This is a genomic window from Roseomonas sp. TAS13, assembly GCF_001950415.1.
Classification (GTDB): domain Bacteria; phylum Pseudomonadota; class Alphaproteobacteria; order Acetobacterales; family Acetobacteraceae; genus Roseomonas; species Roseomonas mucosa.
Genome location: NZ_BDLP01000177.1, coordinates 1 through 8955, shown reverse-complemented (window position 1 = coordinate 8955; position 8955 = coordinate 1). Strand labels below are relative to the sequence as shown.

Sequence of the window (8955 nt, the reverse complement as noted above, 5' to 3'; positions counted from 1 at the left end):
CCAGCCTGGCCCCTCCGCGGGCGGCGGGGAAGGGGCTTCCGGCCGGGGCGGGTTCCAGCCACGCACCGTTTCCGCGAGCCCGCCGCGCAGCCCGGCCGCCAGGCTGTTGCCGCCGGACGTGTTGCCCGCCCCGTTGCCGGCCCCGATCCCCAGGGCGCGGCGCAGCGCGACGATCACGGCGCCCCGCACCGCGTTCGGGTCGCGGAAGCGCAGCTCCGCCTTCATCGGATGCACGTTCACATCCACCGTCGCCGGGTCGATCTCCAGAAAGAGCGTGGCCATGGGATGCCGGCCGGATACCATCACGTCACGATAGGCCGCGCGCAGTGCCGCCTTCAGCACCGGGTCGCGCACCGGCCGGCGGTTGACCACCAGGTGCTGCTCCGCCGCCGTGGCGCGGGACAGGCTGGCGGGGCCGGTCAGCCCGTCCACCCGCAGGTCGTCCCAGGCGCCGCCGACCCGCAGCGCGGCGGCGGCGAATTCCTCGCCCATGATGGCCGCCACGCGGCCGAGGCGGTCGTCCGGCGCCACGTCCAGCACCACGCGGCCCTCGGCCTCGACCCGGAAGCCGGTTCCAGGCCAGGCCATGGCGAGGCGCCGCACAGCCTCGGCCGCATGCTCCGCCTCGGTGCGGGGCTGGCGCAGGAACTTGCGGCGGGCCGGAGTGGCGAAGAACAGGTCGCGGACCTCGACCCTTGTGCCGGGGGCGCCGGAGGCCGGGGTGACCTCGCCCTTGCGCCCGGCCTCCACCGCGATCGCATGGGCCGGGCCTTCCGCCGGACGGGAGGTGATGGAAAGCCGCGCCACGGCGCCGATCGAGGGCAGCGCCTCACCCCGGAAGCCCAGCGTGGCGATGCGGAAGAGCGTGTCCTCCTCGGGCAGCTTGGAGGTGGCGTGGCGCTCGACGCAGAGGGCCAGGTCCTCCGGCCCCATGCCGCAGCCATCATCCTCCACCAGCAGCCGGTCGATGCCGCCGCCCTCGATGGTCACGGCGATGCGGGTGGCGCCGGCATCCAGAGCGTTCTCGACCAGTTCCTTCACCGCCGCGGCCGGGCGCTCGACCACCTCGCCCGCGGCGATTCGGTCGGCGGTGACGGCGGGAAGAAGGCGGATGCTCATGCTTGGCTAGATGGGGCAGGGGGGCCGGGTCTGGCCAGACCCCCGCACCGCATTCCGGCCATCCCCGGCGGAGGGTGGGGCGGCCCCGGCGCGTGGGCCGGTCTCAGGCTTCGGTGTGACTTTCCCGATCCGGACGCTGCTCCAGCCTCTGCACCTCGGAGCGGCTCAGTTGCAGCACCACGGCCTCGCCACGGACCTCGGAAACCTCGGAGAGCGGGATGGGGCGGACAGGTCCCGCGCCCTGCCGCAGCAGGAGCCGTCCGGCATCCAGGTGATCGACGGAGCCGAGGGCCTCGCCCTGGCAATCGACCACCGCCATGCCTTCCTGGATCATCGTGGTATCGACCATGGATCGTCCTCCTCCGGCAAGGAAGGGACAACGCAGCGTGCCCCCGCCGGGCTGCATGATCCGGGGTTCAAGGCGGCCGGAACGGAAAAGGGGGCCCGTAGGCCCCCTTCCATCCGTGTGCGGCGCGAGGCGTTCAGCCGTCGCGCTCGACCATCATCTTCTTGATCTCGCCGATCGCCTGGGCCGGGTTCAGGCCCTTCGGGCAAGTGCGGGCGCAGTTCATGATGGTGTGGCAGCGATACAGGCGGAACGGGTCCTGCAACTGGTCCAGGCGGTCGCCGGTATGCTCGTCGCGGCTGTCCGCGATCCAGCGATAGGCCTGCAGCAGCACGGCCGGGCCGAGATAGCGGTCGCCGTTCCACCAGTAGGAGGGGCAGGCGGTGGAGCAGCAGAAGCACAGGATGCACTCCCACAGCCCGTCCAGCTTGGCGCGCTCGTCCTTGGACTGCAGGCGCTCGGCATCGGGTGGCGGCGGGGTGTCGGCCTTCAGCCAGGGCTCCACCGAGCGGTACTGCGCGTAGAGCTGGTTCAGGTCGGGCACCAGATCCTTCACCACCGGCATGTGCGGCAGCGGGTTGATCTTCACGTCGCCCTTCACGTCCTCGATCGGCTTGAGGCAGGCGAGGGTGTTCAGCCCGTCGATGTTCATCGCGCAGGACCCGCAGATGCCCTCGCGGCAGGAGCGCCGGAAGGTCAGCGTGGTGTCCACCTCGTTCTTGATCTTGATCAGCGCGTCCAGGACCATCGGCCCGCACTGCTCCAGATCGATCTCATAGGTGTCGTAGCGCGGGTTCTCGCCCGTGTCCGGGTCCCAGCGATAGATCTTGAAGGAACGGACGTCCTTGGCGCCCGGCTCGGCCTTGTGGGTCTGGCCGACCTTGACCTGGCTGTTCTTGGGAAGCTGGAAATTGGCCATGATGCTCTGTCCGTCCCTCAGTACACGCGCGGCTTGGGCGGGAAGACCTGGACCTCGTTCGTGAGGGTGCGCATCTTCACGTCGCGGTAGTCGAGCTTGACGATGCCGTTGCTGTCGCAGGTGGCGATGGTGTGCTTCAGCCAGTTCACGTCGTCACGCTCGGGATAGTCCTCATGCGCATGGGCACCGCGGCTCTCGTGCCGCGCCTCGGCGCTCACCATGGTGCACATGGCGTTGCCCATCAGGTTGTGCAGCTCCAGCGCCTCCATCAGGTCGCTGTTCCAGACCAGGGAGCGGTCGTGGATGCGGATGTCGGACAGGCCGTCATAGACCGTCTGCATCTTGTCCACGCCTTCCTTCAGGCTCTCGGAGGTGCGGAACACCGCCGCATGGCCCTGCATGGTGCGCTGCATGCGCTCGCGCAGCGCGGCGACGCTGGTGCCGCCCTTGGCGTTGCGCACGCCGTCCAGGCGGGACAGCGAGGCCTCGCCCGCATCCGGCGGCAGCGGCGCCTGGGTCGCGCCCGGCTTGACCGTCTCGGCGGCGCGGTGCGCGGCGGCGCGGCCGAAGACCACGAGGTCGAGCAGCGAGTTGGTGCCGAGGCGGTTGGCACCGTGCACAGAGACGCAGGCGGCCTCGCCCACCGCCATCAGGCCGGGGACCACGCGGTCCTGGTCCTCGGCGGTGGGGTTCAGCACCTCGCAATGGATGTTCGTGGGGATGCCGCCCATGTTGTAGTGCACGGTGGGCAGCATCGGGATCGGCTCCTTGGTCACGTCCACGCCGGCGAAGATCTTCGCCGTCTCGGAGATGCCCGGCAGGCGCTCGTGCAGCAGGTCGGCGCCCAGGTGCTCCAGGTGCAGGTGGATGTGGTCCTTCTTCGGGCCGACGCCGCGGCCCTCGCGGATCTCCATCGACATGGCGCGGGACACTACGTCGCGGGAGGCGAGATCCTTCGCCGTGGGCGCGTAGCGCTCCATGAAGCGCTCTCCCTCGGAATTGGTGAGGTAGCCGCCCTCGCCGCGCGCGCCCTCGGTCACGAGGCAGCCGGAGCCGTAGATGCCGGTCGGGTGGAACTGCACGAATTCCGGATCCTGCAGCGGCAGGCCGGCGCGCAGCACCATGCCGCCGCCGTCGCCGGTGCAGGTATGGGCGGAGGTGCAGGAGAACCAGGCGCGACCATAGCCGCCGGTGGCGAGCACCACGGTCTGGGCGCGGAAGCGGTGGATGGAGCCGTCCTCCAGGCACCAGGCCATGACGCCGCGGCAGACGCCTTCCTCCATGATGAGGTCGAGGGCGAAGTACTCGACGAAGAATTCGCAGTTGTGCTTCAGCGACTGCTGGTAGAGCGTGTGCAGGATGGCATGGCCGGTGCGGTCCGCCGCGGCGCAGGCGCGCATCGCGGGCGTCTTGCCGTAGTTCTGCATGTGGCCGCCGAAGGGCCGCTGGTAGATCTTGCCGTCCTCGGTGCGGGAGAACGGCACGCCGTAATGCTCCAGCTCGATGATCGAGGGCACGGCCTCGCGGCACATGTACTCGATGGCGTCCTGGTCGCCGAGCCAGTCCGACCCCTTCACGGTGTCGTACATGTGCCAGCGCCAGTCGTCCTCGCCCATGTTGCCCAGCGCGGCGCCGATGCCGCCCTGCGCCGCCACGGTGTGGGAGCGGGTGGGGAAGACCTTGGTGATACAGGCCGTCTTCAGGCCGGAGGCGCCCATGCCGAAGGTGGCGCGCAGCCCGGCGCCGCCGGCCCCCACCACCACGACGTCATAGGTATGGTCCACCACCCGGTAGGCCGCGCCGCCGATTCCCGGCTTGCTGATCGCGTTCATCTCAACCGCCTCGTCCGAAGCTCGTCCGCGCGGTCAGTGAGCTGGGCAGAAGGAGTGTTCCGCCCGTCCCGGCGCCGCCCGGCACCAAATTCCTGGGAAAGCCGGCCCCGGGGCCGGCCCTTGCAGTCTAAATTGGCCCTGCGCCGCGATTTCGCCAGCCAAAAAGGCCGGGGATGCCGCCGGGCGCAGGGCATCGGCCCGTTCAGACCGCGATCCGCAGCACCGCCAGCGCGGCGAAGAGGGCCAGGATCAGGCAGACCGCCTTCTGCAGCAGGTCCACCAGCTTGCGCCGGCTCTCGGGGCGGACATAGTCCTCGATCACCACCTGCAGCCCGGCCGCGGTGTGGTGGAAGCCGATGCCGATGTAGAGCAGCAGCAGCACGGCGTGGAAGGGATGCCCGATCCAGGCCAGCACCCGCTCGTAGGGCGCGCCGGCGAGGCCGGCGACGCCGAAGGTGAACCAGATGGTCAGCGGCAGCAGGGCCATGGAGGTGACCCGCTGCAGCCACCAGTGATGCGTGCCGCCCTTGGCGGAGCCCAGGCCGCGCACCCGGCCGAGCGGGGTCTGCAGGCGAAGTGCTTCGTGATGTTGGCTCATGCTCGTCGCGTCCCTTCGCTCAGCGGATCCAGGCCACCAGGGCGACGATCCAGGTGACCGCCGTCAGTGCCGCGGTGGCGATCAGCACCAGGCGGCCGGTGCGGTAGGTGGTGGGGATGTCGTAGCCGTGGCCGGAATCCCAGACGAGGTGGCGGATGCCATTCAGCGTGTGGTACCAGGCCACGGCGGTCAGCCCCATCAGCACGATCACGCCGACAAAGGAGCCGGCGAACCACTGCACCCAGGCGAAGGCCCGGGGGCCGGAGGCGGCGGCGGCCAGCCACCAGACCATGAAGAGCAGCCCCGCCACCCAGGCGCAGCCGGTGATGCGGTGGCTGATGGACATGGCGCTGGTGATCTGCAGCATGTCGTAGACCTGCAGATGGGGGGAAACCGGGCGGCGGACGGGCTTGCCATCGGAACGCCGGCCGTTGAACATCGCCTCGCGTGCGTCTTGTCCGCTCGCCATGCCGCTCCTCGTCCTCATGTCACCGAGTCCGGGCGGCCTGAACTGCCGGCGCGGCCGGGCCTCGTGTTGCAGTGATCCGTAACCGGGGCCTTTTAGGTTACGGCTTCGCACAACGTCAACGCGGCCCGGAATAACCTTCCTGAAGCGGGACAAAAAAGAAAGGGGAGGCCAAGCCTCCCCGCAAGTAAAATGCGAATGCTTCGCAATACAAATCACCAGCTGCGATAGTAGCCTCGCGGGGGGCCGTAGCCGCCGTAATAGGGCCGCTGCGGCGTGGTGACGGCGCCGCCCACCGCGCCGATCGCGCCGCCCAGCAGGGCGCCGGTGGCCGCATTGCCGCCGGTCAGCCCCGCCACGGCCGCGCCGCCGCCGGCGCCGAGAAGGCCGCCGCCCAGGGCGCGCTGGCCAGGGTTGTAGGGGTCGCTGCAGGCCGCGAGCCCCAGCAGAACCGCGGCGGCCATGCCGGTTCGCAGAACGCGACGCATCTGGTCATCCTCCTTCGCAGACTTCCGTACTGCCGGGGAGGCTGGTGTCCGCTCGCGGCGCCTTTGCGGCACCTGCCGGGCCTCAAAGAGAAGAATTGCGGCGGTTCCGCCCTTTTGGGCGGCCCTTCTTCCACCTCCTCTTCCCGCCCGGAGCGCATGCCTGGATTGTGCTGCGGTGCGGGATGGGCGGGTGCCCATCCCCTCCGACTCGGCCGGTTCAGGCGGCGCCGTGGCCGAGCAGGCCCTGGCGGTGCATCTCCTCGGCGATCTGCACGGCGTTCAGCGCCGCGCCCTTGCGCAGGTTGTCGGAGACGCACCAGAAGGCCAGGCCGTTCTCCACCGTCGGGTCCGGGCGGAGACGGGAGACATAGACCGCGTCCTCCCCGGCGCATTCGATCTGGGTGACGTAGCCGCCATCCTCCCGCTGGTCGTGGACGATGAGGCCCGGGGCCTCGCGCAGCGCCTCCCGCGCCTGCTCCACCGTGACCGGGCGCTCGAACTCCACATGCACCGCCTCCCCATGGCCGATGAAGACGGGCACGCGCACGGCGGTGGCGAAGACCTTGATGTCCGGGTCGAGGATCTTGCGGGTCTCGACCGCCATCTTCCACTCCTCCTTGGTGGCGCCGTCGTCCATGAACCGGTCGATATGCGGGATGCAGTTGAAGGCGATGGGCTTGGTGAACTGCTCCGGTGCCGCGGCATCGTTCACGAAGACGCCGCGGGTCTGGGCGAAGAGCTCATCCATCGCCTCCTTCCCCGCGCCGGAAACGGACTGGTAGGTCGAGACCACCACGCGGGTGATCCGCGCCAGGTCGTGCAGCGGCTTCAGCGCCACCACCATCTGGATGGTGGAGCAGTTGGGATTGGCGATGATGCGGCGCTTGCGGAAGCCCTTCAGCGCCTGCGGGTTCACCTCCGGCACCACCAGCGGCACGTCCGGCTCCATGCGGAACTGGCTGGTGTTGTCGATCACCACGCAGCCGGCCTCGGCGGCGCGGGGGGCGTGGATGGCGGAAACCGAGGCGCCCGGGCTGAACAGGGCGAGGTCGGTGCCGTGGAAGTCGTACTTGTCCAGGCTCTGGACCTTGAGGACCTTGTCCTCCCCGAAGGAGACCTCGGCCCCGGCGGAGCGGCCGGAGGCGAGCGCCACCACCTCGCCCACCGGGAACTGGCGCTCGGCCAGGGTCTTGAGCATCTCGCGGCCCACCGCCCCGGTGGCGCCGACGACGGCGACCTTGTAGCTCATCTCTGTTCCAGTCCCTCTGTGTTTCGCGCGATCGGCGGGAAAGGCGGCACTTAGGGCGCCGCTCCGGGCCGCCGCAACCCCGGGGAGTTGATCCCTCTCCGGGTGGCCACCGGGGCATGGTGGAAAAATCAATGACCTTCCGCCATCTTGGGATGGACATGTCCCTGACCCGACGTGCCGCGCTCGCCGCGGCGGCCAGCCTGCCCCTCGCCCCGCCCGCCCTGCGGGCCCAGCCCCCGGAAGGCGCCCCCGCCGGGGAGAAGCGCCTGTTCGATGCCGGGCTCTGGCGCCTGCCCAACGGGCTGCGCGTGGCCCATATCGAGAACCGCCGGGCGCCGGTGGTGGCGCATTACCTCTATTATGGCGTCGGCGCGGGGGACGACCCGGCCGGGCGTTCCGGCACCGCCCACTTCCTCGAGCACATGATGTTCAAGGGCAGCCCGAAGGTCGCCTCGGGCGAGTTCAACCAGCGCGTGGCGCGGGAGGGCGGGCAGGACAATGCCTATACGTCCCGCGACGTGACCGCCTATCACCAGACGGTCGAGGCCTCCCGCCTCCAGCTCATGGCGATGATGGAGGCCGACCGGATGCGCGAGGTGACGCTGCCGGAGGCGGAGGTCGAGCCGGAGCGCAACGTGATCCTGGAGGAGCGGCGGCAGCGCACCGACGCCAATCCGCGCGCCCGGTTCCAGGAGGCCTATGGCGCCGCGATGTGGGGGCCGCAGCACTGGCACGGGCGGCCGATCATCGGCTGGCAGGAGGATATCCGGGCGATCACGCGGCAGGACCTGCTGGATTTCCACAGCCACTGGTATGCGCCGGGAAACGGCGTGCTGGTGGTCTGCGGCGCGGTCGGTGAGGATGAGCTGCGCCGGGTGGTGGAGGCCGAGTATGGCGGTATCCCTGCCCGCGAGCTGGCGACCCAGGCGCCCGGCCGTGGCCGCGCCGCGCCGCCCGAGGCACCGCTGGAGGCACGGCTGGTGCGCAACGACGCCCAGGTGCGGGAGGCGCAGTACCTGCGTTCCTGGATCGCGCCGACCCTGACCTGGGGCGAGACCGGCCTGGCCGAGCCGCTGGAGGTGCTGGCGCATCTCTTCGGCGGCGGCGCGGGGTCGCGGCTGCACCGGGCACTGGTGGAGACGGGGATCGCCGTCTCGGCCGGGTGCTACTACGACTCCGACGATCTCGGCGCCGGCACGCTGATGCTCTATGCCACGCCCCGGCGCGACGTCGCCCCGGCGAAGCTGGAGGCGGCGATGGAGGCCGAGGTGGCCAGGCTGCTGGACCAGGGCGTGACCGAGATGGAGGTCGCCCGCTCCAGGCGGCAGGTGACGGCGGGCGCGCTGCTGGCGCTGGACGGGCTGGGCGCCGCGCCGCGCATGTTCGGCCATGTGCTGTCCGTCGGGCTGGGGCCGGAGGTGGTGGAGTTCTGGCCCACCCGCATCCGCGCCGTGACCGAGGCCCAGGTGGCCGCCGCCGCCCGTTCCGTCTTCACCCATCCCTCCATCACGGGCTGGCTGCTGCCCGAGGGCGTGAGCGCATCGTGACCTCCTCTTCCCTGACCCCGCCGCCCTCGCACCCGCAGGCCGGCTTCTCCCTGCCGATCCGCGAGGTCACGGCGCCGGGCGGGCTTTCCGCCTGGCTGGCCGAGGATCATTCCGTGCCGGTGGTCTCGCTGGCCTGGAGCTGGTCGGGCGGCGCCTCGCTCGATCCCGAGGGGCAGGAGGGCGCCGCCGCCCTGGCCGCCGCCCTGCTGACCGAGGGGGCGGGCGACCTGCCCGCCGCGCAGTTCCAGGATGCGCTGCGCGATGCGGCGATCGGGCTGTCCTTTCACGGCGACCGCGACGGCTTCGAGGGTGGCTTCCGCGCGCTGGGCGACGCGCTGCCGGAAGCGGTGCGGCTGGCGCGGCTGGCCATGCTCTCGCCGCGCTTCGATGC

General features: G+C 70.7%; 9 protein-coding genes and 1 pseudogene. 2 read left to right on the top strand and 8 right to left on the bottom strand.

The genetic code is table 11. From position 1 onward, the window contains the following. The 8 genes from mutL to ROTAS13_RS14165 form a co-directional block, all read right to left on the bottom strand. The coding region (mutL, locus tag ROTAS13_RS14200; protein ID WP_139323363.1) for a DNA mismatch repair endonuclease MutL at positions 1 to 1119 on the bottom strand (1119 nt) is incomplete at its 3' end. 103 nt (positions 1120 to 1222) lie between these two features. Continuing rightward, complete coding sequence (locus tag ROTAS13_RS14195) at positions 1223 to 1468, bottom strand: DUF2171 domain-containing protein (protein WP_075822656.1); 246 nt, start codon at positions 1466 to 1468, stop codon at positions 1223 to 1225. 133 nt (positions 1469 to 1601) lie between these two features. Beyond that, positions 1602 to 2384: a succinate dehydrogenase iron-sulfur subunit gene (locus ROTAS13_RS14190; RefSeq protein WP_019460854.1), complete on the bottom strand. Its 783-nt coding sequence runs from the start codon at positions 2382 to 2384 to the stop codon at positions 1602 to 1604. 17 nt (positions 2385 to 2401) lie between these two features. Next, entirely contained in the window at positions 2402 to 4216 is a 1815-nt protein-coding gene (gene sdhA, locus ROTAS13_RS14185; protein ID WP_075822655.1) for a succinate dehydrogenase flavoprotein subunit, read from the bottom strand. A 202-nt stretch (positions 4217 to 4418) separates the two neighbouring features. Further along, complete coding sequence (gene sdhD, locus ROTAS13_RS14180) at positions 4419 to 4814, bottom strand: succinate dehydrogenase, hydrophobic membrane anchor protein (protein WP_019460856.1); 396 nt, start codon at positions 4812 to 4814, stop codon at positions 4419 to 4421. A 19-nt stretch (positions 4815 to 4833) separates the two neighbouring features. Next, positions 4834 to 5283: a succinate dehydrogenase, cytochrome b556 subunit gene (sdhC, locus tag ROTAS13_RS14175; RefSeq protein WP_027297208.1), complete on the bottom strand. Its 450-nt coding sequence runs from the start codon at positions 5281 to 5283 to the stop codon at positions 4834 to 4836. A gap of 212 nt (positions 5284 to 5495) precedes the next feature. Further along, positions 5496 to 5768, bottom strand: a complete 273-nt coding sequence (locus tag ROTAS13_RS14170; protein ID WP_099781652.1) for a hypothetical protein — start codon at positions 5766 to 5768, stop codon at positions 5496 to 5498. A gap of 217 nt (positions 5769 to 5985) precedes the next feature. Continuing rightward, the gene (locus ROTAS13_RS14165; RefSeq protein ID WP_075822653.1) at positions 5986 to 7017 is read right to left on the bottom strand and encodes an aspartate-semialdehyde dehydrogenase; all 1032 of its coding nucleotides are present in this window, start codon (positions 7015 to 7017) and stop codon (positions 5986 to 5988) included. A gap of 131 nt (positions 7018 to 7148) precedes the next feature. On the opposite strand from ROTAS13_RS14165, the gene ROTAS13_RS14160 reads away from it, so the two are divergent. Both ROTAS13_RS14160 and ROTAS13_RS14155 read left to right on the top strand, forming a co-directional pair. Continuing rightward, the gene (locus ROTAS13_RS14160; protein WP_019460860.1) at positions 7149 to 8564 is read left to right on the top strand and encodes a pitrilysin family protein; all 1416 of its coding nucleotides are present in this window, start codon (positions 7149 to 7151) and stop codon (positions 8562 to 8564) included. Beyond that, a pseudogene (locus ROTAS13_RS14155) lies at positions 8561 to 8955 on the top strand (insulinase family protein); the annotation flags it as partial. The gene ROTAS13_RS14160 and the pseudogene ROTAS13_RS14155, both read left to right, overlap by 4 nt.

Excerpts from the sequence above, each read along its gene's own strand:
- sdhC (WP_027297208.1), bottom strand. The coding sequence starts at position 5,283 with ATGGCGAGCGGACAAGACGCACGCGAGGCGATGTTCAACGGCCGGCGT.
- ROTAS13_RS14190 (WP_019460854.1), bottom strand. The coding sequence starts at position 2,384 with ATGGCCAATTTCCAGCTTCCCAAGAACAGCCAGGTCAAGGTCGGCCAG.
- ROTAS13_RS14160 (WP_019460860.1), top strand. The coding sequence starts at position 7,149 with ATGACCTTCCGCCATCTTGGGATGGACATGTCCCTGACCCGACGTGCC.
- ROTAS13_RS14195 (WP_075822656.1), bottom strand. The coding sequence starts at position 1,468 with ATGGTCGATACCACGATGATCCAGGAAGGCATGGCGGTGGTCGATTGC.
- sdhD (WP_019460856.1), bottom strand. The coding sequence starts at position 4,814 with ATGAGCCAACATCACGAAGCACTTCGCCTGCAGACCCCGCTCGGCCGG.
- ROTAS13_RS14170 (WP_099781652.1), bottom strand. The coding sequence starts at position 5,768 with ATGCGTCGCGTTCTGCGAACCGGCATGGCCGCCGCGGTTCTGCTGGGG.
- ROTAS13_RS14165 (WP_075822653.1), bottom strand. The coding sequence starts at position 7,017 with ATGAGCTACAAGGTCGCCGTCGTCGGCGCCACCGGGGCGGTGGGCCGC.
- sdhA (WP_075822655.1), bottom strand. The coding sequence starts at position 4,216 with ATGAACGCGATCAGCAAGCCGGGAATCGGCGGCGCGGCCTACCGGGTG.